This window comes from Polyangiaceae bacterium (assembly GCA_016715885.1).
Lineage (GTDB): Bacteria > Myxococcota_A > Polyangia > Polyangiales > Polyangiaceae > Polyangium.
On sequence record JADJXL010000015.1, the window covers coordinates 645,099 to 668,207 of the forward strand.

A 23,109-nucleotide genomic window follows, 5' to 3' on the forward strand; every position below is an offset into this window, starting at 1 on the left:
ATTAAACTCGACCGTACACCGGCACGAGCGCTCCCGAGATGTCTCGGCCCGCGTCCGACAATAGAAACGAAATGACGCCCGCGAGCGATTCGGGCGTGACCCATTTCGAAAAATCGGCATTCGGCATGTCCGAACGATTGCGCGGCGTATCGATGATGCTCGGCAAGACCGCATTGATACGCACGCCATGTTCCAATACTTCCGCTGCGACGGCTTGCACGAGCGCCGTGACGGCCGCCTTTGATGCCGTATAAGACGCCATTCCCGCGCCCGTCGACGGATGCACCGCAGCTCGCGAACCCGCCACGATGATGCTCCCTTTGCGGCGCGCGACCATGCCCGGCAAGATTGCGCGCAGCGACGCATGCACCGTCGCCGCATTGATGTCCATCATTGCGTCCCACCCGTCGTCGCTCGCCGCATGCATCGGCCCCGTCCAAATGAACCCACCCGCCAATAGAGCTGCACCGTCGGGGGCCCCGAGCTTCGTTTCGATGTTCGACAATGCCTCTTGCCAGGCGTTCGAATCGAGCACATCGAGCGGCACGGGCAAACACGCGCTGCCGCATTGGTCCGCGAGCGCGCTGAGACGCGCGGATGCTCGAGGCGTGTCCACTGCAGCAACTTTCGCGCCCCCGGCGATGAAATGCGACACGAGCGCCGACCCCAGCGCACCAGCAGCCCCGGATACGATCACGATCATTCGCACACCATAACACGAAAGAACGCTTCCACGCAAGCACTTGCTTGCTCGTATGCGCGTCGCCGTGTAGCATCGCATCATGGTTGCTCGACATTGGGCGGTTGCAGCATTCTTCTTGGCCGCGGCTGGATGCGCCGACGTACCGAAGGCCGGGCCTATCGCACCTGCAAAAGTGGCGACGGCCAATGTCGATCCGTGGAGCTCGAGAGGCGTCGAAAGGATCGTCAACGACGCCAAACGTCTCGAAAGGCTCGTGAAATCAGAAGGGGCAAAGCAGTTTTTACAGCGCGCGCCCCTTTTGCCCCGAATAGCCCCTCGAAAACTGTTTGTCGCAGCCGATAAATCAAAATATTATACCGAAGCCGAAGCCCTCGCGCAATCGCCCGACGTGCGCGCGACGCTCAGACCTTACGACGTCGACGAAGACAAGTATTACAATACGAATTTTGGTTCACCTCTATCGTATTCGAGGCCGCTCGACATTCTATATTCGCGCGGGCTGGAATTATCGGCCGGATCGAAAGTGCTCGATTTTGGATATGGCTACGTGGGCCATTTGCGACTCTTGGCCACCATGGGTATCCATGCCACGGGCGTCGATGTGTGGCCGCTCTTGCCCGTGCTTTATTCGTTTCCCGGGGATCAGGGTGAAGTCCAAGGTCCCAAGGGCGAAACGGGCAGCATTCGTCTCGTCGATGGCCGATTTCCCGCCGACGCTGCGACCGTATCTGCCGTGGGCAATGGATACAAATTGATCATGACCAAAAATGTCCTCAAAAAAGGTTACATTCATCCGGATAGGCCCGTTGAAAATCCGAAAATGCTCATCAACCTCGGCGCCACCGATGACGAGGTTTTGCATGCATTCTACGATGCCCTCGAACCGGGCGGTTTTTTTCTGATCTATAACATTTGCCCCGCATTGACCCCTCCGGACAAACCATTCCTTCCTTGGTCGGATGGTCGATCGCCGTTTAGCAAAACGCAGATCGAAGCAGCCGGATTCGAGGTGCTCGAATTCGACAATGACGACACGGATGCCGTGCGTATCATGGCAAAAGCACTCGGGTGGGACCAGCCGGAGGACGGCGAGCCTGGAATGGATCTCGCCAACGACCTGTCGGTGCTGTACACGCTCATGCGTAAACCATTGCACCTCCCGCCAAATTGAACAACGTGAAGCTTTGGGAGGCTTGATTTCTCGGCGCTGCGGCGGGGGCCCCGTTGTCTGAGCCGCCGGAGGCGGCGAGTTCGGGGTGCCGCATGTGCCGAGAAATCAAGCCTCCCGAAGCGCAAAAACGAATATGGCTGTGAAGTAGCATCATCTTTGCGATTGCTCGGGCGGGCCGTTTCGGTATATCTTTCACAAATGCCCGATCCGTATCGTGCCCACCAGCCCTATCAGGGCAGCGCCGCTGATGCCCCTTCACCCCTCACGCTGACCATTTCGCTCCTTCATCCCGCCGTCGAGCCTGGGTCGGAGCTCACGACGTATGCGGTGGCCAAAGTGCGAGCGGCGACGGCGCCGCTCGCCCAAAATAGGCCCGTCGTGCTCGCGGTTCTCGTGCTCGACATATCGGGATCGATGCATGGTGAGCCGATCGCGCAGGTGCTGCATTCCGCCAAGCGTCTCGCAGAAATATTGGACGATCGGGACCAGCTCGGGATCGTGACGTTCAGCGATGGGGCGGACATCGTAGCGCCGCTCGAAAGCCTCGGACAACGGCGCCGCGAATTGATTCGAAAGATAGATACCATTAAAATAAAAAATCGTACGAACATTGCCGGAGGACTTGCGCAGGCTGCGCTGCTATTTCCGCAAAGGCAATTGGGGGAGCGGCAAATCGTGGTGCTCATGTCGGACGGAGCGCCGAATGTGGGTGCGACGACGCCCGATGAATTGGGACGTGCAGCGCGGCTCTTGAAAGCGCGTGACATTGGCATATCGACGCTGGGTTTTGGCGCGCACCATAACGACGCGGTGCTTTCGGCGATTGCCGAGGGCGGCGGAGGTCGATACCAATTCGTCATCGATCCAAAAATGTCGGAGTCGAGCTTCATTCGTGCGCTCGGCGCACAGCTCGACATGGTCGCCGAACGAAATGCGCTCGTTTTGACGCCTTCGAACCATGTCGAAATCGTCCGCGTGCTCGATGCGCCGCCCACGTCGTTCGGCGCCGGAGGGCTCAAGCTGAGTTTGCCGGATTTGCTCGGCGGAGATGAACTTTGTTTCGTCGTCGAATTGCGTTTGCGAGCCCCACGAGAATCGACGCTCTTGCGCACGCTCTCGTGCAAGCTTGCGGGGCATGTGGCAGGCAGTTCATTGACATTCGAAACGGTCGTGCATGCGGATACGCATGTGACGCTGGTGGCATCGAATGCGACCGATCCCGCAGTGCATGCAGCCGTGACGCTCGCCCGCGCGAGCGAAAAACGAGCGCAGGCGCGGGCGCTCGGGGAGCGCGGAAGTTATGGCGAAGCCGAGCAGGTTCTTCGTGACGCACAGCAGCTCATCGAAGAAACGCCGGGGTTTGTCAAGGGTGAACCCGGGGCGCTCGACGATGCATGGGAGGCGCTCCAGGACGACCTCACCATCATGCAGAAACGCCTGCAAAAGAGCGAATACGAAAGGTACAAGAAAGCTGCGATGAGTTATGGCGAATTCAACTCGGCTGGGTCACGGGCGCGAGGCGATTCGCCAGAGTTTTCTCCATCGAGCAAAATGCTATTCGCCAAAGCGCGCGAGCATGTGTCCATGCCAAACGCGTTTTTGCACGTGCTGGCCGGGCCGAGGGCCGGGGTGCGCGTTTCCATCGATCGGCCGCGATTCATCATGGGTCGATCGCAATCGGGGATCGATTTGACGTTGCCCGATGCCGGCGTGAGCCGTCAAGCTGCGGCCATTGAATTTTTGGACGGGGCGTTTTGGCTCATTGACTTGGGTTCGACGAACGCGCCGGAATACAATGGCCAGCGAGTCGACCGATTGAAACTCGAAAATGGGATGGTCTTCTCGTTGGCGAGCAGCCAATTGCGCTACGAAGAGGAATGAATGGGTGCCCCCAAGTGGCTGGTCGAATCGTTCGTGTTCGAAAAGATTTGATTTTGCGCCGTGGATGCGGTTCCATCTCCGTGTCGCTTACTTTCGGAAGGAGCCAGCCATGACGCGTCGCAAGCTGCCGCTGCATTCACTCACGTTGGGCCTCATCGCCGCCGTATCCATAGGCGCTGCGTTATCGGGCGCATCGTGTTCTTCCACCACCGGGTCGACCGGTACCAAAGGCACATCGAGCGGTGCGGGGGGCACCGGAGGCACGGGTGGTGACGGTGGATCGAATACGGGCGGAGGAGGTGATGGAGGCGGGTTCATCGATCCGGGCACGGGGCCATTTGCTGATTTTCCGATGACCCCGGTCATTTTGGACGGCCTGTCGCCGACCGTTGGCTCGCTCTTCGACACGACCCCAGGCATGGATACAGGCGGCCCGTGTTTGTCCGAGCCGCCGATCGATGCAATGGTTCCACGCAATTGGACGCCGCTCTTTTTCGAATGGACGTCGGCGCCCGAGCTCAACGTGTTCGAATTGCGACTCGAAGTGGACAATCAAATCAATCCGCTCGTCGTGTACACTGCGAACCCCACGTTCACGATGGATTTGGGAATGTGGAAGGGGCTCGCCGACCATAGCGCGGGTCGCGATGTCAAAATCACGCTGCGCGGCGCACGCGTCGATGGGGACGTGCTCACGACGCCACCGCTCCTCGGGGCAAGCGGCGTCGTGCACATTGCGCCCGTCGCGGCGCCCGGTTCCGTCGTGTATTGGACATCTACCGGTGGAACGAGCTTCCAAGGGTTTACCATTGGCGATACCACGTCGAAAACCGTGCTCAGTCCGCCCATGGCGGGTCCCACGTCGACGGGCGGCAATACCACGTGCGTTTCGTGTCATACGTCTTCGCCCGATGGAAAACTCATCATATACAGCCGAGATGCCGACAATGGCACGCGCGCCATCGACGCGCGCTACGTGACGGGTGGGACCGTGGGGCCCGAAGTGATTTCGCCGAGCGCGCTCGCATTGCTCGGCCGCCACAAGCAAACGGCTCCCGTGCTTTCCCCTGCACATTATGCAATCAACGACGCCGTTGCCATTTCGGTGTTGTCCGATCCGAACATCAATGCCGGTCGTTACGAGCTCGTGTGGACCGATTTGCACGCGGCCGATGCCAATGGTTGGGGCGTTTTGGCGCGTAACGGGGACCCTCGCAACGTTTCATCGCCCGCTTGGCGTCGCGATGGAACTGAAATCGCTTATGTGTCGTCGCCAGGTGGAGGCGAAGGGGTCATTGCGGGTCCGGCGGGGGCTGATCAAACGATGGACATTTACTCGGTGCCCTACAACAATCGGATGGGCGGAGACGCAAAGCCATTTCCGGGCGCCAGTGAGCCGAATCTGCGCGAATTCTATCCGGTGTATTCGCCGGACGATACCTTCCTCGCCTTCAATCGTACGGATCAACCCGTCGATTCGTACGACGAGCCGACGGCCGAGCTTTTCATCGTGCCGGGCGCTGGAGGTTTGGCCGAGCGCTTGCGGGCAAACGATCCGCCCGCGTGCACGGGCCTCAAGAGCCCGGGTCTCACGAATGCCTGGGCCAGGTGGGCACCGAAAGCCGAAACATGGGAGGGACTCAAGTATTATTGGGTCGTGTTTTCGTCCAATCGTCGCCAAGCAGCAGGTCTCAAACCGCAACTGTACATTTCCGCGATCGTGACGAAAGTGGAAGGCGGCACTGAAACGCTTGCGGGCGAATATCCGGCCGTTTACGTGACGGCGCAAGACGCTGGAGGCAACAATCACACCCCCGCGTGGGACTTCTTCGAGGTGGCGCAGATTCCGCCGAAGTGAGCTACCTCGGAGCGTGTTCGGCTGCGCCGTCATTGGCAATTGCAGTCGTGTCGGCATCATCGAAGTGAACGCACCCCAGCAATCCAAACGCCGTGAGTCGAAATGCGAGGAGCGGGACGACGGAGCTGCGAATGATGCGAACGATGCGGTTCATGGTCTTGTCTCCTGATCAAAGTGTTTGGCATGGCGTATCAAAATTGGCCCACGGCCATGACACCCACGTTCGTGCCATTCGTCATGGTCGAGGACCCATACGGAAGAATCATTGCTGACGTCCGGGGGGACGGATGTCCACTCCGCCAAGCTGTTGCACCGAGTACGAAAGCGGATGAGACAACGTAGGGCAGACCGATGCCGAGATAATTCGGCAATGTTCGATCACTTCCCGTTACGCCTAAATAAATGCACACACCTCCAATGCCGCCGATCGCAAGCGACGACATGGTATTGATGAACTTCCATTGACCATGCATGGGCTTCGTTGGGTGCTGCGCGTAGTAGATAAGGGATCCATATGCGGGGCTCAACATGACCTGCCCCGCAAGGTTGCCAAAGAATACGGTTTCAGCAGGAGTCATGGGGACGTTGCTCGCGCGCGCCGAATTCGACCAGCAAAGCGCGGCGGCAAGAATGGTGGGGGCAACAAGTAGACGTGCGTTGCGGAACATGGCGGATTCTCCAGCAAGCAGATTGTCGTCATGCTTGACATCGAAGCAACCGCAATGCCAACCCAATGAGGACCTTGTTCTGTCGAAAAACGAGCACCCAATACGCTTTGCGGAGCGTAACCCCGTCACCGTTGGCTCCATCGATCCAATGCGTGGTGGCTCGTTCGAGCCAATGGCTCATTCGAACCGACCCGTCTTTCTTGCGGGTTGCCTTCCTCGTATTGCCACGGTAGAAGCCCGACGTGCACCCGTGGTTACGAGCAGCGTTTGCGACGTGGCTAGGTTTTGTCCTGGTGGCGCTCACGAATGCCGTCTTCATCGCGGCCCTGCTGCGGCGACCCGCGGGTGGCGTTTGGCTTCGCGTCCAGCATCATGCTTTTGATATCGCAGGCGTGCTCGGTGTGGGCCTCGCAGCAGCGCTCGTCATCGGAATGGGCACTGCAATCGTCGAGCGCGCATCGTATTCGCCGCGCAAACGATGGCTCATGCGGTCGGTCGTTTTGGCCGCTTATGCCGTCGTGACCGCATTCATCATGCTCGAGCTCGTCGGTTATGAGCTCGAGCGCATCGCGCTATCGAAATTCGGAGGGCGTTACCACCAATTGCTGTTTGCTTTGGGCGCCGTCGTCTTGGGAAGCTCGGTGCCTGCCGCGCATCTGGTGGGATGGTGGTCGGCAGGTCGCCCGCGATTACGCATCGTGGCGTTGCTCGTCGCGCTTTCTGTCATGGTTGCAAACCATTTCTTTCTGCGGGACGATTATGCTGGCGTCCACGGAGCGTTGGCGTGGCTATCCGCAACGCTCGCCGGAATGGCCGTGCTACCGTTTGCCGAAATGGGCGTGCAGGCAATACGACCGCGCACGGCAAATGCCGTCATCGGTATTGCGCTCGGAATTGCCGTCACCGGAATCGTCGTTCCGCCGCCCGTGTCGGCGCGTATCGAGCTATTCCGGGAACCAGGTGCACTATCGGCTTGGGTCTTCGCCCGAACGACGTGGCCCATGCCGGGCGATTCTGACGCCGCATTGCCTCCCGATGTGGCCTCTTCGCCCTTTTTTCAAACGCGTGACGCCGTTTCTCCCGTCAAACCGACGAAACCAGCGCTGCTCGAGAAAAAAGCGCCCGTGGTTGTAATCATTACCATCGATGCAACGCGCGCCGACGCCATCGATCGCGAAAAGAATGAAGAGCATTTCCCCACGATTGCGAAATTAAAAAAAGAAAGCGCCTACTTTGCTCGCGCGACGTCGGCCGGTAGCCAAACGGCAGTATCGCTCAGCGCCATGTTTTCCGGGCGCTACTTTTCGCAGCTCGTGTGGAAGAGGCACGGCGACGGGCCATTGCAATTCGTGTATCCGGCATCCGATCCATCGCCTCGTTTTCCCGAAATTCTCAGCAAGCACCACGTCACGACCGCGAGCTTTTGCAGCATTACGTTTTTGACCAACGAATACGGCGTCGCGCGCGGTTTTACCGAAGAAACCGTCGTCGTCAAAGGTCGCGAGCACGCGCGCGCCGAGCAAGTCATGACGCCGCTCTTCGAACGGTTGCAACGTGCCGGAGATGAACCGCTCTTCCTTTATGCACACTTGATGGAACCGCATTCGCCCTATGACCGCGGGGGTAAAAAGGGATCCGCAGGACAGAGGTATCTCGCCGAAATCGGCATCGCGGACGAATATATCGGCAAATTGGTGAAGCTCCTCGACGAACGTTTCAGCGATCGCGCGTTTCTCATCATTTCGAGCGATCACGGCGAAGCATTCGGCGAGCACGGCACGATCAAGCACACGAAAACCCTGTATGAGGAATTGCTCCGCGTGCCGCTCATCGTGCGAGGTCCAGGCGTCGTGCCGCGGCGTATCGAACAGCGCGTGACGCTCGTGGACCTTGGCCCCACCATTCTCGATATTTTTGGCATCGAGACGCCCGGTACCTATTTGGGACAAAGTTTGGTTCCGCTACTTGCCGGGCGCGACGTGCAATTCGATCGCCCCATTTTGGCCGAAGGGAGGCTCCGTCGCGTGCTGTATTGGGGTGATTTGAAGGTCATTGACGATCCGCGTAGGAAGGTCGTCGAAGTCTTCGACTTGGAGCGCGATCCGCGCGAATTGCACAATCTATACGATGAGGATCGGGCCCGGTCGATGCCGGGTCTTGTGGCATTACGAGCTTTCTTCGATGCGCATCGCGTGCGCATTGCCGGATACGCGCCGCCTTACAAACCGTGAGCAGGTTGCAGATACTCACGGCTGCTTGTTGGTCTCCACAGGCTTGGTCTCGACGACCCACGGCGCTTCGCTCTCCAGTAGCTGCGCCTCGAGGCCCGGCTCGGCAATTTCTTCCGATTCCATCAAGTCTTCCATTGCCCAGTCAGCTTCAGTCTCCGTATAGGATGCCGTCGATCCACAGCCAATGGCCAAGAATGCCGACGTTGCGACCGCGAGAAGGATAGCTGAAAGACGCGCTAGTCTTCTTGTCCGGCGATCCCAAACCGCTCGAGCCTTCGCCTGATGACGATGCGGGAAACCCCCAGCAACCTTGCCGCTTCGCTCACGTTGCCTTTTGCAGCGGCAAGGGCCTCTTGGACGAGCTGTTTTTCCATTGGTTCGAGCGCCGCGAACCGCTGAGCAAGCGTCAATCCTTTCGGCGGTTCGATCACATCGGGCGTAGCGTCTTGACCTTTTCGTTGAAAGCGCAGCGGCGGACTCAAATCGGAAAGCTCGACGATCCGTCCTTCGGCATTGATGGCCGCGCGTTCCACTTCATTGCGCAATTCACGGACATTGCCCGGCCAAATGTGACGCGCCAGGGCTTCGAGCGCCGGTTTGGAAAAACCATCCACCTGTTTGCCCATCGTCGATGCCGACAATTTCAATAGCGCTTCGGCCAAGATTTCGACGTCACCCGGCCGCTCGCGCAGTGGCGGCACGTTGATTTCGACGACGGCCAATCGATAATAAAGATCTTCGCGAAAACGTTTTTCGGCAATTTCTTCACGCAAATCCTTGTGCGTCGCGGCGACGATACGCACATTCACGTGCACCGCGCGTTCGGTTCCAAGCGGCTGCACTTCGCCTTCTTGAATGGCGCGGAGCAATTTCGCTTGCGCAGCCAAGTCCAAATCGCCAATTTCGTCCAAAAACAAAGTTCCCTTGTCGGCCAAGACGAATTTGCCTTTTTTGGGCTTGATGGCGCCCGTGAAGGCACCCTTGTCATAGCCGAATAGCTCGCTTTCGACCATGTTGGCGGGGATCGCAGCGCAATTCAGCGTGACGAACGGCATTTCGTGCCGAGGCGAAGCCGCATGCAAAGCTCTTGCGACCAATTCTTTGCCCGTACCACTTTCACCTCGCACCAATACATGAGCATTCGGTGCTCCCGCGTATTTGACGATTTGCGCCTTGAGCGCCACCATGGGCGCGCTTTTGCCAATGATTTCAGCCGTGGAGCTTTGGTCGTCGAGCGCCGCGGCCAGGGCCGCTGCACGTTGATATCGCTCGGCATTTTCGAGACCCGTGCCGACGAGGTATCCGATGGCAATTAGAAAATCGAGGTCTTCGGCGCGAAATCGTTCGGCCTGCCGGCGATCGTCGACATATATGAATCCGAAGACGCGACCGACCGTTTGCAAAGGCACGCCCATGGCGCATAAAATGTTTTGGCGCAGGACCGTTCTTGGTGCGGCATCTACTTTTGCGTTTCCTACGACGACGCCTTCGCGTTTCGCGAGCATGGCTTCGAGCAGCGAGCGGCTCACGACGATTTCATCGGCCTTGGCGGGTTCGCGCGATCGGAGAATCCGTTTTACCGGACCATTCGGATCATCGCCGAGCCCGATGAGCGCACGTTCGCAGCCAAAAAGATCGAGCACGGCGTCGAGCATTTGGCGCAGGAACAAGTCGGTGTCCCCAATCGATGCGGCGGCCTTGGCGGCTTCGTGCACGAGCTTGATGCGTCGGTCGACGAAAGGAGCGCCGCTCGATACGATCGTCGCAGCATCGACGCGCCGTTCGATGACGTCTGCAGCAGCCGGCTCGTTCGTGCTGAACCGGAGCACGACGCCCCCAATCTGAATCGCATCACCGTCGGCGAGCACGTGCGAAGCGCCGCCTCGTTGGCCGTTGACGAAAAACCCTTGCGACGAACCGAGATCGATGATTTCCCAGCCGCGCGCCGTATGTTCGAAGCGCACGTGTTGTCGCGATACGCGTGAATCGGCCAAAATCAAGTCATTTTGAGGACTTCGACCGACGCGAAAGTTTTCGGTGAGCGTTACGGTTCGCGTTTCACGATCGGGTTCTGTGACGATGAGGTGCGGCACGGCGGTCGCGAATGAGACGGCAGGCGCAGGATTTTGTCAAGAAGTGTCGCGCAAGGTTGATTGCATATCCCAGGTTGGATATGATCGGCGTCGTGACGGGCATCGATGACGATCTTGGCGGCATGCCAACGAACCCTGCTCCGGCGACGGTCATTCCGGTCGGAGTGGGGCTCTTTCCTGGCCATGTTTTGGCGGGTCGTTACGAGATTGTCGCGAAGCTGGGGCATGGTGGAATGGGCGCCGTTTTTCGCGCGCATGACCGCGAGCTTGGCGAAGACGTGGCGCTCAAGGTCATTTTGCCGGAACGCGTGCGAGATCCCGGCGTGCTCGACAGGTTTCGCCGTGAAGTGAAGCTCGCACGAAAAATTGCGCACCCGAACGTATGTCGCGTTTTCGACATGGGTGAAGAAGGCAATTTGCGTTTTTTGACGATGGAGTTCATTGCAGGCAAATCGCTGCGTGAGCTCCTCGCCAATGGGCCGCTCGAACCCACGCGCGCGCTTGTCATTTTGCATCAAATCATCGAAGGCGTCGCCGCCGCGCATGCGCAAGGCGTCGTGCATCGCGACCTGAAGCCGGACAATGTGATGATTCGCGATGGCGGTCAAGCCGTGGTGGCAGATTTCGGTTTGGCGCGGACGCCCACCGGAAACACCGCGGCATCGAATTTCGCAGGCACACCGGCGTACATGTCGCCCGAGCAGCTCCGCGGTGAACCGCTCGATGCTCGAAGTGATATTTTTGCGCTGGGTATCGTCGCGTATGAAATGCTCACAGGGCGCCTCCCGTTTACCGGAGCTTCGCTCGGCGCCATTGCAGCGGCGACATTGAGGGACGCGCCGGCACCGTTCGAGCTTTCCACGTTGTCCGATTCGATGCAGCGTGGAATCAAGACGGCCATTCTACGGGCGCTCGAGAAAAAACCCGCAGATCGATTCGCATCATGCATGGAATTCGGCGAAGCGCTCGCATCCGCGGGCGTCACGCATTCGGCGGAAACCTTGATGGATGCGGCTCCGCTCGCTCGCGTGACCGAGACGCGATATGCAAGGGTGGCTGCCGTGGGTATCGTCGCGGCGCTGGCGCTCGGCATTCTGATATGGCGGCCGTGGTCGGCCATTATACACGCGCAGCAAGCGCCGGCAGCATCTGCGCACGTTGGCATTCCGTCGGCTCGCGCGAACGAGCAGCCTGCATTGAATGCAAAGCATTCGACTGACGAGGCAGGCCATGAACCCGCGCATTCGGAAGTCGATACGCGAGCGGCCCTCGCGATCCTCGAAGGTGATTTCGATTCTGCCGTGCAGGTGCTCGAAGAGCGACGCAATCGTGCCGTGGCGGATGACGATCCCGCGTCGTATGTCGTTTCTTCGACGCAGCTAGCGCTCACGTACCTCGAAATGGGGCTGCCCAAAAAGGCCGACGACATCGCAGCGGACTTTTTTGCCCGGAAAGAGGCAAAGCTCGAAAAATTCAGCAACGATTGGGCGATGCTCCTCGCCGTCCGTATACGAGCGGGCGGGATGACTGCGGAGGAGTTCGCAAAGGAGCGCATTGCCTGGATCGACCGGATTCGTGGAAAGCAGCCGACGAATGGTCCGCGAGACGAGCTCGATTGGCTCGATTGGTCACTCGCTTATGGGTTTTCGGTGGAGAGCCGAGCAGAAGCCATTGAAGCATTGGAAAAGATGCCTCGAACGCATGAGCCGAAGGTTGAATTCGGGCGTCTCGGAACGGACCTTGTCGAGGGGAAGGTGTACGTACTTGCCGAGCAATTCGATAAGGCGGTCGAGCCTTTGACGCGTGCAGCCGCTCCGGGCAATGCGCTCGAAGCCCCGCTGGTTCCCACTCGAGCACGGTTTTACCTGGGAATGGCTCTCCAAGGAAAAGGTGACGAAGCCGGTGCACGTCGGGCATTCGAACGCGTCATCGATCGGTGGGGCAAAGCCAAACCGCGTTCGATGACGGCCGAACGAGCCCGAGAAGCGCTCAAGAAAATGGGCGCGTCGGACAAACACGTCGCAAAGCCGACGGTGAAACCAACAAACCCGTTTGGCACGGCGATCGAGACGAGGCGTTGAGACGAGTCTGCGTAATCGTATGAAGGGTAGCTTTGGGGAGGTGATTGATTTCTCGGCGCTCGTGGGGGGTCCCGCTGTTTGAGCCCGCGAAGCGGGCGAGTTCGGGGGGTACCGCGAGTGCCGAGAAATCAGTCGCCGCCCAAAGCACAGCAAACGCAGATGGTCAGTAGGACTAGTCCTCCAAATCCTTGTACCCCACCGGCGGTTCGGTCAGCTTTGCCGCCTTCGCCGCGCCTCGAAACACATAATCCGAATAGCTGTACGGCCCGTCCGACCAAACCAAAAAGTCCGTTTCGAGGACCCCATTCGGTGCACCAAGGCATAATTCGGGCACCGTAATCAGCGGCCCTTCTTGGTACACCGGCGCCGACGCATCCACTTCCTCTTGCGCTTCTTCCATCGCTTCGAGCGCCCCGCGATGCCGATCCGCATCGAGCTCGTCGACCGGATAAAGCTCCCAATCGAGCAAAATCAGCTCGGGATGCGGAGGTTCGTCCGCGGATGCATCGAACGGCTCATGCTCGATCGCCGGCAAACCAAGCTTTTCAATGGCTTCTCGCAATCGATCCTTGCGCCGCTCGGCGTCCGGTCCCGGTGTCCAGAATGCCCGGAAGACCGCCATGATTTCATCGAGGCTCGCCGAACGCCACAAAGAAGGGTCCCGCGACTCTGGCTCGAGGTTCTTTTCTTTTCGCCGCCGCTCTTCGAAGACGCTCGCATGCGGCGCAAATTGCGGCAAATCGGCAAGCGTTTGGTCGATGGTGAAATGAAGCCGATGATCGACTTCGCGAACGTAACGATGTTTGCCAAGCGCGCGCAAAAGCCGTTCGATATCATCGATCGTACGCGCCGAGAATGACCATGCGAGCATCATGAGAAACTCCGAACCAATTACTTTTTGCAAGACGTGCGCGCACCAATCTTGGCGGCGCTCACGTCGACCACACATTTCGACACGCAGGCGTCGATCATGGCCGCCTTGGTCCCAACGCACATCTTCTGACACGCATCACGAAGCGCAGCCTTCATGACCGGCCCCTCTTCGCCTTCGCCTTTCGCCGTCGCCTTGAACGTGCCCGTGCCTGCCGTCACCTCGCTGGTGCACTCGACCGAGCGCTTGCATCCAGGTGCCGCAGCCAAAAGCGCAAAAACAACCATTCCAGTCCACGACATCGAGCGGTGCATGCAGGCACCACTGCACCGAAATGCGCCGGATGTCTACTAGGAAGATGCAGCCGCAGGTGCCCACGTGCCATGAAAGCCCGGCGGCACGTGATGCGGCAAGCGTAGTCGACAAACAGTGTCGAGCGTCCGGGCATCGAGGATGAATAGATCGCTGCGATGCACCTCCGGCACATACGCCAGCGTCGTGACCCAGCCATCGTCTTCGGATGAACCACCAGGATTCGGAACGAAAAGCGCTTCGCCGACCAGAGCATCCAGCTCCCGATACGTCGACGTCTTCGCGGTTGTGTCGAACCGCGCGATTCCCGTGAAATTCGTGCGATCCGAACCGACGGGCGTCGAGGGAGACCACGCAAAACGATATGGTCGCCCGTGATGGGATGGGTGAATCGAAGGAAGCTCGCCCAGGTTCTGCCCCAGCGATTCTTCCGTCACGACCCGTTTGTCGGGATCGATGATGAATCGCGTGAAAAAAGGACCCATGTTCCTATCGCGCCGTTCGATCTTGTCTCGAGGTCCAGGCAATCTCGGATATTCGAGGTACTTGAAGCCGTCGATGACGACATGCCTTCCGTCTTCGAAGGCATTCGTGAAATGAAAAACGAAACAAGGCGGCATTTCGAGCCGAATGGGATCCCCACCCGAGCGCGGAACGAGCAGCACGATGGTGGGCGCGTTCGTGAATTGCAAACCCGTCTCGACGGTGGTTTTCCCAAGCAGCGTGGTTTTCATGTCGAGCACGGTTTTGCAAAGCAAATAGGCTCGATAGGTTGGAGTTACCACGAAATCGTGAAGGAAAACGGTCTCTGACAATTGAACGAAGTTGGGCGCCGACATCCTCCCTTCGGAATCGATTTCGTATTGCATCAGCTTGGCACCTCGAGGGTCGACGACGCTGCCGAAATTGAGCATTGCGCCACGATCGAGGTCCCGTCGAGGGTGCGCCGAAAAGGGGTAATGTTTTCCGGTGATTGGGGTCAGGAGATTACGTTTTCTTACGAGATTTCCCTGGCCGTCCCAAGGCCCGATCGTGCTGAGCGTCGCGGGATCGATTTCGTAGGGAACTCCGCCTTCCCACAGGGCGAGCAGTTTGCTGGAGTGGAACGCGACGGACGTATTGGCGGCATTTTTGAATTTCAAATCGAAAGCATTTTTCCACACGCCGCCGGGAATGTTCGTGCCAAAACCTCGATAAAGAATTCGGCCCGCATTCTCTTCTTCGATGAATTCTTTCGTGCGCACGAAACGGCTTCGATACAAAACTCGATTCTGCTCGAACGCGAAACGAACCAAAAATCCATCGCCATCGAATACGTGACCATAAGGCACGCCACCGCATTCGAATCGCCCCGGACCATTGCGAAAGAGCACTCCGCGCATGGACGCCGGTATCGATCCTTCGATCACGTCCAGCGTTACGTCCGTCGCTTCTTTGGCATTCTCGTGCGCGCGCAGGTAACCAGCAGCCCAGTCTACGTCAGTTTCGTTTTTCACAGGCGCGAAGCTTAACCGATGCGGGCGGATTGGTCGATCGATTCAATTGTTTTTTGCTGGGGCCGATTGCTGGTTCGGCATTTGCCAGCCGCCGGGAACCCAACCGAGCGTCCCGTCGGGCAGTTGCACGATTTTCGCGTGCGCATAATGAGCGCCCGTCGGAGGAACCTCCCACCTTCCGCGTTGCCATACCCAACGCCGCCTGTCCCATATCCACGCGCCATCGATCCAAACGACTCGATCTCCCGCTTTGGGCGGCACGATTTCAGGTCGGGCAGGCGGAGGCGGATAAGGAACAGTGATGGACGTCGTCGATTCGTTCGCCCCCATTTTCGGCAGCGGCAATGCCGATTTGTTGCACGCCGAAAGCACGAGGCTTCCGGACAACATCAAGAGTCCGCGGATATCCACGAAACGTACACCTCGATGAATTGACGGCCAAAAAATAAAAATTCGAGCGTCGCGAGCGCCAAAAACGGGCCGAATGCCATGCGCGCTTGGCCCAAACCTTCGCCGGCTTCCTCCATGAGCGGATCCTTCTCCAATTCTTTTTCCACCTCGGCTCGTTCCTCCGGCGACAGCTTTTCCAGCTCGGCGCGAAGCTCCTCCCGTTCCTTGCGCACAGCTTCGGGCTCTTCGATCTTTCCTTGCAAGCTCAGCGTGCCAATGGCCGCGAGCGTTCCTTGCACGGCACCTGCACAAAGCACGACGATCGCGCCGATCCATCCAAACCACGCGCCCGCGAGCATCAAGAGCTTCGCATCGCCGAGGCCCATGCCCGCACCACCTCGAAGCTTCGGGTAGATCACGACAAACGGCAGAAACACGACGCCGAACCCAACGCCCGCACCGAGCAGTGAATCGAGGAACGTCATGTCGCGGAAAGACGCCGTCGCGAGGCCGAGTACGGCGCCTCCGATCGTGATCTGATCGGGCAAAATCATGTGCTCGAGGTCGATGAACGCGGCTGCGACGAGGCCCAAGACGAGCGCGAGATCGGCGACGTAAATCGCGCCAGCTCGTGCAAGCGGGGTGCTCGGAGGCAAAGACAAGATGATGACGTGAACGATGGCGACGGAGAGCAGGCCGCCGATGGCTTCGACGATGGGATATCGGGGAGAAACTTTGACGCCACAACATCGCGCTTTGCCGCGCAAGAGGAGCCAGCCGAGCACGGGAACGTTGTCCCAAGGTCGAATGGGTTTTTCACACGCCGGACAACGCGACGGCGGATGCACGACGCTCATGCCGCGAGGTACGCGGTAGATCACGACGTTGAGGAAACTTCCCCAAATGAGGCCGAAAAACAGGGTAAAACCGTAGAGCAGCCAGAGAGGCAGGTCGCCGAGGAACAGCAAGGGACGACGAGCATAGCGCGCCGTTTTGGACGAAGCGCGCATCGAGTGGCATAACCGACCGGGCCCAAGCTCCGCCTCGATCTGCATGACTTCGATCTCGCCCCTGACGCTTGTTTCGTGCTGTCTCGCGCTGCTGCCTCTGGCAGGTTGTCGCAGCGGTTCATCGACGGATGCCGCGGCAAACGACGCAGGTCCGAAGGAAGTCCTCACCGCGAAGGGCAAAGTGCTGGAAGCCGCCGAAAATCAGGCTGATCCAGATGCGGGGACGAAGGCACAGGCGGCACAAAAAGAACGCGTCGACATCCCCGAAGGGTCGATGGTCGCAGGGTCCGTACCGGGTGACAAAGGTCGCGATCCGGTGCTCGAACCGGCCGAGATGGAAGTGGACATCGGCGCGTTCACCATCGATCGTTATTTGTACCCCAACGATCCGACCAAACCCCCGGTCACGGGCGTATCGCGCGCGAAAGCTGCTGAACTGTGTGAGCAAGCAGGAGGCAGGCTGTGCACGGAGCTCGAGTGGGAACGTGCATGCAAAGGGCCCGAAGGTACGACGTACGCAGGCTCGTCCGCGTGGGATGCCAAGTGCGCGAAGGAGCCGACGTCGTGTGCATCGGGCTTCGGCGTGCTCGGCATGGGAGCGGCGCACCGCGAGTGGACGTCGAGCGAGGTGCAGCCGATCGAAGACATGCAGCCTCGTGCGGCGGCGGTGCGAGGTGCGTCGGCCAAGGCGACTGCAACGGATCATCGATGCGCGCGTCGCACGGCGATCGATCCGGCGGCAACCGCGGCGGACCTTGGTTTTCGGTGCTGTCGAGGTGCGCCGAATGCGGTGCAAATACCGTCGCCCAAGTGGGATCAGACGTACAAGCGCGTGGAAATTGCGCCGAGTGACCTTGCCGAGATGTTCACGTCCGTCCCGGCACTCGCGTCGCTCGGCACGAACCTCACGTACTTCAAAGAGCCCGACGACGTGAACTCGGTCCTCGCGCGGGGCGATGCGGGCACGGCGCCGGCAAATACGGTGCTGACGACGTCGGCGCTGGCGTGGAATCCGGTGCCTGGTGAGCAAATCGTCGTGGTTGCGGGTCGAGCTGACAAGGATTCGTTCATCGTGGCGATGCATCGCTTGCCAAAGGATCGCTACCGCATTGCTTCGACGCTCGTGCTGAAGAACGAGAAAGGCCCCGTGGTGCTCGGCTTCAATGGTTACGTGCGCAAGCGTTTGTCCTGGGCGACGTGCTGGGATTGTCGCGGTGAGTCGGGCAACGTGACGTACAGAGACGACGGTCGGGTCGTCATCACGCAAAAATGACCAGCGAGAAGGCTTCGGGATTGTCCTCGTCCACCGCGATCTTGCTTGGCAGCGGCATCATCGCGCTCGGCCTTTATTTCGGCCTGCGCAGCAGCAAAAGCGACGTGCCCCCGATGCTTCCACCAGCAGCGGGTCCCGCGGTCGATCGAGCGCCTCTTGCACCGGCCAAGCCGGCACCTTTCGTGGACAAAGCAAAGGTTGCGAAGGATGCCGCCGCGGCGCTCGACAGACACAAGAAGGCGCTTACCGAAACGTGCGTGGCACCCGCGCTGGCGAAGAAGCCGGATCCTCCGACGGTGAAGTATCTTTTCAACATCACCTTCGACGCAGCGGGTAGGCCCATCGCCCGCGGAGTGGTCGAAGATCGAGCGACATCGCGCCCGGAAGTGCTCACCTGCATCAGCGACAACTTCCCGGTCATCCAGGTGCCGCCGCCCGGTCAATCGGTGCTCGTGGACGTGCCGCTGGAACTGCCCTGATCGGTCAGGGTGAACAGAGATAGTCGCGGTAATGGTTGTAGTACTTCACGAGTCGTTCGGTCACGTCGGCGAACTCGGCAAAGTCGAGCGATTCCGTCGGCAGCTCGGCGCAAAGAACGACCTCGCCTTGCTCGCCCTTCGCGAACTTGGCGATGCGCATGTCGCGGTTCAGCAAGAGCAGTCGTCGAGGCAGCTCGGAAGAAGGATTCACGTCCGCAGGCAGCACGGGCAGTAGCGACAAGAGCACCCAGTGCTCGCTGCATTGGATGTAGTACGGAGGGAGCGTCGTGCTGTTGGCTCTCCGCGGCGAGACGCGCAGCATCTTCTCACCCTCGGACTTGACCTCATAATCGAGCTTCTCGAGCCACGTACGGATCGTCGCTACGTCCATCGCGGGCAAGCCTAGTACATCGGACGGAAAGTTCGTAGCGGCTTACGCGATTTGTTTGTCGTCGGTTCGCAAGGCGAGCTCGAGCGTCACCGTGTTGCCGTCCTCGTGCCGCACATCGACGCGACCACCGAGCGCTGCGGCTGCGATGCGTGCGCAGTGCAGCGAGAGCCCTCGGCCAAACGCCGACTGTAGCTGCCGACTGCGCGACGGATGGGCGGATGCCTGAGCAGATTCGGGACGCGCCGCAAATTGCACGTGCACGCCGATGGGATCCGTTTTCATCACGGAAACGACGATCTCCGTTCGACGCACAGCTCGCTCGATCGCAAATGCCAGCAGATTGTCGAGTGCCCGTGCACAAAGGTCACGATCGGCTTCGACGAACACGTCTCCCGGCCCGACCGCATCGTGCAGCACGAGCTTCACTTCGGACGATTCGGCCTGTTTGCAAAGCCGCGCGACGGCATCCTTCGCGCTCGACGCAACATCGATCGAAAACTGCCTACCCGGCGACAGGTTGGGCCGCGCGAGCATGCCGAGGTTGCCGACGAGATGCCGCAGCATCTCGCAGAGCATGTGCGCGTCGGACAGCGTCTCCACGACGTCGGGCGACTGCGATGGCCCAAGCGTCGATTCGAGAAATCGTAGGTTTGTCCCAAGCGCTGCAATGGGGTTGTTCAAGTCGTGCACCATCACGGCGACGACTTCATGAAGCGCAATGTCACCGATCTCCTCGGACATGCTTTCCTTCCCATGTGAATGGCCGCGTGTTCATGCAAACTACAGACTAAGCACGACCTTTTCGCCGTATTGCGCGATGCGAGATTCGATGAGTGTCAGCAGCGTCATACGACGTTCGTCCAGGGTCATGATCGTTCGAGGTGCAACGAGCCACGTCTCGAAGGCTCCAGGCATCAAAACTTCACGCGCTCTTTTGCGATCGAGCTTCAGCAGAGCATCGCGCAGCGTGCGAGGAAACCGAACGACGGGTTTTAACCGATCGAGCAGCTTCGCTTCGGCTTCGGGAAAGAGTTTGAGCGGAAAAGCACCGTCGGATTCGGCGAGCACGAGCTCCGATGCGGCCTCGTCGAGCGCCACGCTGCGGCGCATGATGTTGCACGTCAGGTAATCCAGCACGAGCGCTTCGACGTAGTCACGGAGCAGCCCCGGGTTTTCGTCGGGAAACGCTTCGGCAGACGCGGCCCAGCGTGCCCACGCGCGAGCCTCGGGGGCTTCGTCGAGCACGATGTCTCGACGCACGACGACGTTCCACGCGCGCGCGTCGTCGCCACGCGAAGGAGCGATCACCAGGGCATCGATGGTCCCGTCGTTCTGTATGGCGGCACGAGCGGACAGATACGCGCGCACATTGGGCTCGCCGTCGAAAAAGGCACCAAGCTCGCCCGTGCTCACGCGCCGCAGAACGGTTGCAGGCACGACACGCATCCCGAGCGCGCGCGAGAGGAGCGCATAGGCAAGGGGCCGGCGATACGCGATGGGACTTTGGTCGAGCGCGAGCCTCAGCGAGACGTGTGCTGCAGTGTCGGAATTCGGGCGTTCGAGCGTCGCATCGAACAGGCCCGGCCTGCTCCAGCTCACGATTTTCAGGTCTTTGATGGGCGCGGTCCGGAGCTGCCGATGAACGATGTCGTCATCGATTGCAGGAGCGTTTGCCGGCGACGCAGTGCCAGTAGGAAAAACCTTTGCGCTCGGCACTTTCGCGGATGCCGACGCAATGGGTGCGGATTCCGACGCCGCAGACGATGTCGGAAGCGCTGCGCTGCCGTCCGTCGAACGGGGTTCACGTGCGCATGAAGCGAACGACGCGAGCGCCACGACGAGCAGGTGCGATCGCACGGCGGCCGATCATACCTCGACGCGTTCGCGCAAAAACCGAAGCACGCGTTCTCGCACGAGGTCTCGGCGTTCGAGCGGCACGATGTGCGTTCCTCCCGCCACCATGAGCAGCTCGCCGCGCGGCATTGCTTTGGCCATTTCTTCGGCGTAACGAGCAGGCGTGAACGTGTCGCGATCGCCACCGATGACCAGCGCCGGTACTTCCACCTTGGGCAACAGATCGACGGCCGAATGCTCTCCGGCAGAGCGCAACATCCGCAAGAACATCGGCACGTCGATGTCGACCATGTGCTGCAGGTACGGCATCACGTCGTCGGGATGAATGGACCGATCGATATCGCCTGTGAGCATGGCCAGGCGAAGCGCAACATCGGCGGGCATGCGGCCCCAAAGCGCGCGCACGATCTCCGGGTGCGCGTTCACGCGTTCGATGAGCCGCGGAAGCACCTTTGCGAGCACGTCCGTGCCTTTGAACGTGTACGTGATGCGTCCCGGCGCCCCGCAAATCAGGACGATTCCGCGCACCTTCTCGGGACGCAGCCGATACGCCTCCAGCGATACCTGACAACCCATCGAATGACCCACCAGCACCACGGGCGGGTCGCCGATCGATTCGCGCACCGCATCGAGGTCTCGCGCGTGGTCGACCAGCTCGATGCGCGACGCGTCTGCAGGCGGGCTGCTTCGCCCGTGTCCGCGATAATTCCAGTGCGCAACGGACGCGACCTCGCCGAGGTCATCCCACAGGTACTTCCAGATGAAGCCGTCGCAAGCGATCCCGTCGGAGAGGACCAACCAAACGTTTCCGGGACCTTTGCGCGACCGCACGAACAAACGTGTCGCATCGGGAGCGGCGGCGAATGTGGCAGACGGTGGACGCGATGAAGGAGGACGCGTGGTCAATCGCCGAGATCCTCGTCTGCGTCGCCCACTTCGTTCACGCTCGGCAACTTCTTGATGTCGAGCCGAGCGAGCTTCCACGCACGCTGCACCACCCACGAAAGCGAGCGGTCGAGGCGATTGGCCTCCTCTTTGATCTCCTGGAGCATCGACTCCGGAAAGTAGAGGCTTTGCTTGCGCTTGTCGGACTTCGACGCCTCGTTGTTTTTCCCCAGCGTGTCTTTGTCGTTCATGGGGCTCCTAGGCTCCAGCTAGCTACAATGGCGTACCTTAGCGCACGTATGGCGCCCAAGGAAGGGGGCTCGTCCAGACTGGGGTTTGGAGGGCTTCGAGACGTCTTGGACCGGTCGAGCAAGGACGGGGGGTGACGTAGAGAAGAGCGGATGCGAGCTCTTGGCATGTTGCCCATTCGGAAAGCTGGTGATGCATTGCGTATTAAGCTTCAGAACCAAAGCGCACTCGGACGAACCATTTCTCGGACGAACCGTGCACTCGGACGAACCAATCTCGAATGCTGATTTGGTCTTGCCTGCCAAACTCGAGCATGCCATTGGCATATGGATGAGTCCGCACCGTACCGTTTGGCATTTCTATTTTACGATTTTTCTTCGGCAAAGAGCGCCTGATTGGATCGAAGTTCACGACGAAGTTTCGCTATCCGACGAGCGCCCGCGAATCGATTATCTCTTCTTGCGCAAAGTTCGAGACCCACCACCAGACAATACGGGCCGAACCCTTTGTCGTTTGTGGCCACTCATTCCACGGATAGCCATTGCGGAATTCAAAAGCATCGGGCGCCCGTATCGGAAGCGAGGGCTTGCACGGCTTTTCGCGTACGTGTTTGCGTATTTTGCGGGCGCATCCGACGTGAAGCATTTGCGAGACATCATCGGCGTGCTCATCGTGCCGGACCGAACCCCGACGCTCGATGCGGACGTTGCGGCGATGGGTTTGGAGTTTAGGGATTTGCGGGATGGATACTGGGAACTGACGGGCGGCCTGCTGCGCTTGTACGTCGTGGAGATCGATCGCGTGGGCGACCAAGAGCGTGACGGCGTGTTAGGATCGTTTGGTCATCATCACGCACACACGCGCGACGCCGGTCAGTTTTGGGTGGAGCAACTCGGTACAAAGGAGGCGATGATGGAAGCGAAACAGCTCGAAGGGTACCAAGAATTGATGGCTCGGCTGTTGACGGAGTTGCCGCCCGAAGCGCGTATGGCTGGGCTTGCGCCGCAAGAGCGGCTCGCGGGGCTTGCGCCGCAAGAGCGGCTCGCGGGGCTTGCACCGCAAGAGCGGCTCGCGGGTTTGTCGCGGGAGCAAATCCTCCTGGGCCTCCCCGACGACGAGTTGCGACGACTCCCCGAAAGTTACCTTGCAACGTTTCCCGATTCCGTTCGCGAAGAGGTCCGCAAGCGCATCGGTCGTTAGTTCGAAACCATCA

The 23,109-nt window shown here is 59.7% G+C and carries 23 protein-coding genes; 8 read left to right on the plus strand and 15 right to left on the minus strand.

Features of this window, described 5'->3' with window-relative positions; genetic code table 11:
* Position 1: 1 nt before the first annotated feature.
* Positions 2–709, minus strand: coding sequence for an SDR family oxidoreductase (locus IPM54_16245; protein MBK9261340.1), 708 nt, complete (start codon positions 707–709; stop codon positions 2–4).
* A 73-nt stretch (positions 710–782) separates the two neighbouring features.
* Here IPM54_16245 and IPM54_16250 point away from each other — a divergent pair, with 73 nt between their 5' ends.
* From IPM54_16250 to IPM54_16260, 3 genes are all read left to right on the plus strand, one after another.
* Positions 783–1,874 carry a hypothetical protein gene (locus tag IPM54_16250; protein MBK9261341.1) on the plus strand — a complete coding sequence of 364 codons (1,092 nt, stop codon included), beginning with the start codon at positions 783–785 and terminating at the stop codon, positions 1,872–1,874.
* Between the two features lie 198 nt (positions 1,875–2,072).
* Positions 2,073–3,755 (plus strand): VWA domain-containing protein, encoded by a 1,683-nt coding sequence (locus tag IPM54_16255; GenBank protein MBK9261342.1) that lies wholly within the window; start codon positions 2,073–2,075, stop codon positions 3,753–3,755.
* A gap of 109 nt (positions 3,756–3,864) precedes the next feature.
* On the plus strand, positions 3,865–5,613 hold the full coding sequence (locus IPM54_16260; protein ID MBK9261343.1) for a hypothetical protein: 1,749 nt from the start codon (positions 3,865–3,867) through the stop codon (positions 5,611–5,613).
* A 1-nt stretch (position 5,614) separates the two neighbouring features.
* Here IPM54_16260 and IPM54_16265 read toward each other — a convergent pair whose 3' ends face one another.
* The 3 genes from IPM54_16265 to IPM54_16275 form a co-directional block, all read right to left on the minus strand.
* Entirely contained in the window at positions 5,615–5,767 is a 153-nt protein-coding gene (locus tag IPM54_16265; protein MBK9261344.1) for a hypothetical protein, read from the minus strand.
* A gap of 37 nt (positions 5,768–5,804) precedes the next feature.
* Entirely contained in the window at positions 5,805–6,191 is a 387-nt protein-coding gene (locus tag IPM54_16270) for a hypothetical protein (GenBank protein ID MBK9261345.1), read from the minus strand.
* A 118-nt stretch (positions 6,192–6,309) separates the two neighbouring features.
* Positions 6,310–6,462, minus strand: coding sequence for a hypothetical protein (locus IPM54_16275; protein ID MBK9261346.1), 153 nt, complete (start codon positions 6,460–6,462; stop codon positions 6,310–6,312).
* Between the two features lie 61 nt (positions 6,463–6,523).
* Here IPM54_16275 and IPM54_16280 point away from each other — a divergent pair, with 61 nt between their 5' ends.
* Positions 6,524–8,512 carry a sulfatase gene (locus IPM54_16280; protein MBK9261347.1) on the plus strand — a complete coding sequence of 663 codons (1,989 nt, stop codon included), beginning with the start codon at positions 6,524–6,526 and terminating at the stop codon, positions 8,510–8,512.
* Positions 8,513–8,748: 236 nt separating this feature from the next.
* Here IPM54_16280 and IPM54_16285 read toward each other — a convergent pair whose 3' ends face one another.
* Positions 8,749–10,605 (minus strand): sigma 54-interacting transcriptional regulator, encoded by a 1,857-nt coding sequence (locus IPM54_16285; GenBank protein MBK9261348.1) that lies wholly within the window; start codon positions 10,603–10,605, stop codon positions 8,749–8,751.
* Positions 10,606–10,697: 92 nt separating this feature from the next.
* Here IPM54_16285 and IPM54_16290 point away from each other — a divergent pair, with 92 nt between their 5' ends.
* Complete coding sequence (locus tag IPM54_16290; protein MBK9261349.1) at positions 10,698–12,686, plus strand: serine/threonine protein kinase; 1,989 nt, start codon at positions 10,698–10,700, stop codon at positions 12,684–12,686.
* A gap of 172 nt (positions 12,687–12,858) precedes the next feature.
* Here IPM54_16290 and IPM54_16295 read toward each other — a convergent pair whose 3' ends face one another.
* The 5 genes from IPM54_16295 to IPM54_16315 are packed head-to-tail and all read right to left on the minus strand — an operon-like array spanning position 12,859 to position 16,765.
* The gene (locus tag IPM54_16295; protein MBK9261350.1) at positions 12,859–13,560 is read right to left on the minus strand and encodes a hypothetical protein; all 702 of its coding nucleotides are present in this window, start codon (positions 13,558–13,560) and stop codon (positions 12,859–12,861) included.
* 17 nt (positions 13,561–13,577) lie between these two features.
* Positions 13,578–13,871, minus strand: coding sequence for a hypothetical protein (locus IPM54_16300; GenBank protein ID MBK9261351.1), 294 nt, complete (start codon positions 13,869–13,871; stop codon positions 13,578–13,580).
* A 36-nt stretch (positions 13,872–13,907) separates the two neighbouring features.
* The gene (locus IPM54_16305; protein MBK9261352.1) at positions 13,908–15,365 is read right to left on the minus strand and encodes a carotenoid oxygenase family protein; all 1,458 of its coding nucleotides are present in this window, start codon (positions 15,363–15,365) and stop codon (positions 13,908–13,910) included.
* A gap of 42 nt (positions 15,366–15,407) precedes the next feature.
* A complete protein-coding gene (locus IPM54_16310) occupies positions 15,408–15,755 on the minus strand; it encodes a hypothetical protein (GenBank protein MBK9261353.1) in 348 nt (115 codons plus the stop codon).
* Positions 15,755–16,765 carry a prepilin peptidase gene (locus tag IPM54_16315; GenBank protein ID MBK9261354.1) on the minus strand — a complete coding sequence of 337 codons (1,011 nt, stop codon included), beginning with the start codon at positions 16,763–16,765 and terminating at the stop codon, positions 15,755–15,757. Before IPM54_16315 ends, IPM54_16310 begins: the two co-directional genes overlap by 1 nt.
* 43 nt (positions 16,766–16,808) lie before the next feature.
* Here IPM54_16315 and IPM54_16320 point away from each other — a divergent pair, with 43 nt between their 5' ends.
* Both IPM54_16320 and IPM54_16325 read left to right on the plus strand, forming a co-directional pair.
* Positions 16,809–18,038 carry an SUMF1/EgtB/PvdO family nonheme iron enzyme gene (locus IPM54_16320; GenBank protein MBK9261355.1) on the plus strand — a complete coding sequence of 410 codons (1,230 nt, stop codon included), beginning with the start codon at positions 16,809–16,811 and terminating at the stop codon, positions 18,036–18,038.
* Positions 18,035–18,517, plus strand: coding sequence for a hypothetical protein (locus IPM54_16325; protein MBK9261356.1), 483 nt, complete (start codon positions 18,035–18,037; stop codon positions 18,515–18,517). Before IPM54_16320 ends, IPM54_16325 begins: the two co-directional genes overlap by 4 nt.
* A gap of 4 nt (positions 18,518–18,521) precedes the next feature.
* On the opposite strand, the gene IPM54_16330 is transcribed toward IPM54_16325, so the two are convergent.
* The 5 genes from IPM54_16330 to IPM54_16350 are packed head-to-tail and all read right to left on the minus strand — an operon-like array spanning position 18,522 to position 21,898.
* On the minus strand, positions 18,522–18,908 hold the full coding sequence (locus IPM54_16330) for a CesT family type III secretion system chaperone (protein ID MBK9261357.1): 387 nt from the start codon (positions 18,906–18,908) through the stop codon (positions 18,522–18,524).
* Between the two features lie 42 nt (positions 18,909–18,950).
* Complete coding sequence (locus tag IPM54_16335) at positions 18,951–19,649, minus strand: HAMP domain-containing histidine kinase (GenBank protein MBK9261358.1); 699 nt, start codon at positions 19,647–19,649, stop codon at positions 18,951–18,953.
* Positions 19,650–19,688: 39 nt separating this feature from the next.
* On the minus strand, positions 19,689–20,765 hold the full coding sequence (locus IPM54_16340; protein ID MBK9261359.1) for a hypothetical protein: 1,077 nt from the start codon (positions 20,763–20,765) through the stop codon (positions 19,689–19,691).
* A gap of 9 nt (positions 20,766–20,774) precedes the next feature.
* Positions 20,775–21,668: an alpha/beta hydrolase gene (locus IPM54_16345; protein ID MBK9261360.1), complete on the minus strand. Its 894-nt coding sequence runs from the start codon at positions 21,666–21,668 to the stop codon at positions 20,775–20,777.
* Positions 21,665–21,898 (minus strand): TIGR04563 family protein, encoded by a 234-nt coding sequence (locus tag IPM54_16350; protein MBK9261361.1) that lies wholly within the window; start codon positions 21,896–21,898, stop codon positions 21,665–21,667. The genes IPM54_16345 and IPM54_16350 overlap by 4 nt, the downstream gene beginning before the upstream one ends.
* A gap of 367 nt (positions 21,899–22,265) precedes the next feature.
* On the opposite strand from IPM54_16350, the gene IPM54_16355 reads away from it, so the two are divergent.
* Entirely contained in the window at positions 22,266–23,096 is an 831-nt protein-coding gene (locus IPM54_16355; GenBank protein MBK9261362.1) for a hypothetical protein, read from the plus strand.
* Positions 23,097–23,109 lie beyond the last annotated feature (13 nt).

Bases quoted from the DNA above. Each gene is read 5' to 3' on its own strand.
- IPM54_16320 (MBK9261355.1), top strand. From the start codon at position 16,809: ATGACTTCGATCTCGCCCCTGACGCTTGTTTCGTGCTGTCTCGCGCTG.
- IPM54_16260 (MBK9261343.1), top strand. From the start codon at position 3,865: ATGACGCGTCGCAAGCTGCCGCTGCATTCACTCACGTTGGGCCTCATC.
- IPM54_16250 (MBK9261341.1), top strand. From the start codon at position 783: ATGGTTGCTCGACATTGGGCGGTTGCAGCATTCTTCTTGGCCGCGGCT.
- IPM54_16295 (MBK9261350.1), bottom strand. From the start codon at position 13,560: ATGATGCTCGCATGGTCATTCTCGGCGCGTACGATCGATGATATCGAA.
- IPM54_16270 (MBK9261345.1), bottom strand. From the start codon at position 6,191: ATGACTCCTGCTGAAACCGTATTCTTTGGCAACCTTGCGGGGCAGGTC.
- IPM54_16300 (MBK9261351.1), bottom strand. From the start codon at position 13,871: ATGCACCGCTCGATGTCGTGGACTGGAATGGTTGTTTTTGCGCTTTTG.
- IPM54_16330 (MBK9261357.1), bottom strand. From the start codon at position 18,908: ATGGACGTAGCGACGATCCGTACGTGGCTCGAGAAGCTCGATTATGAG.
- IPM54_16255 (MBK9261342.1), top strand. From the start codon at position 2,073: ATGCCCGATCCGTATCGTGCCCACCAGCCCTATCAGGGCAGCGCCGCT.
- IPM54_16275 (MBK9261346.1), bottom strand. From the start codon at position 6,462: ATGAGCCATTGGCTCGAACGAGCCACCACGCATTGGATCGATGGAGCC.
- IPM54_16350 (MBK9261361.1), bottom strand. From the start codon at position 21,898: ATGAACGACAAAGACACGCTGGGGAAAAACAACGAGGCGTCGAAGTCC.
- IPM54_16315 (MBK9261354.1), bottom strand. From the start codon at position 16,765: ATGCGCGCTTCGTCCAAAACGGCGCGCTATGCTCGTCGTCCCTTGCTG.
- IPM54_16325 (MBK9261356.1), top strand. From the start codon at position 18,035: ATGACCAGCGAGAAGGCTTCGGGATTGTCCTCGTCCACCGCGATCTTG.
- IPM54_16335 (MBK9261358.1), bottom strand. From the start codon at position 19,649: ATGTCCGAGGAGATCGGTGACATTGCGCTTCATGAAGTCGTCGCCGTG.
- IPM54_16265 (MBK9261344.1), bottom strand. From the start codon at position 5,767: ATGAACCGCATCGTTCGCATCATTCGCAGCTCCGTCGTCCCGCTCCTC.
- IPM54_16310 (MBK9261353.1), bottom strand. From the start codon at position 15,755: ATGTTGTCCGGAAGCCTCGTGCTTTCGGCGTGCAACAAATCGGCATTG.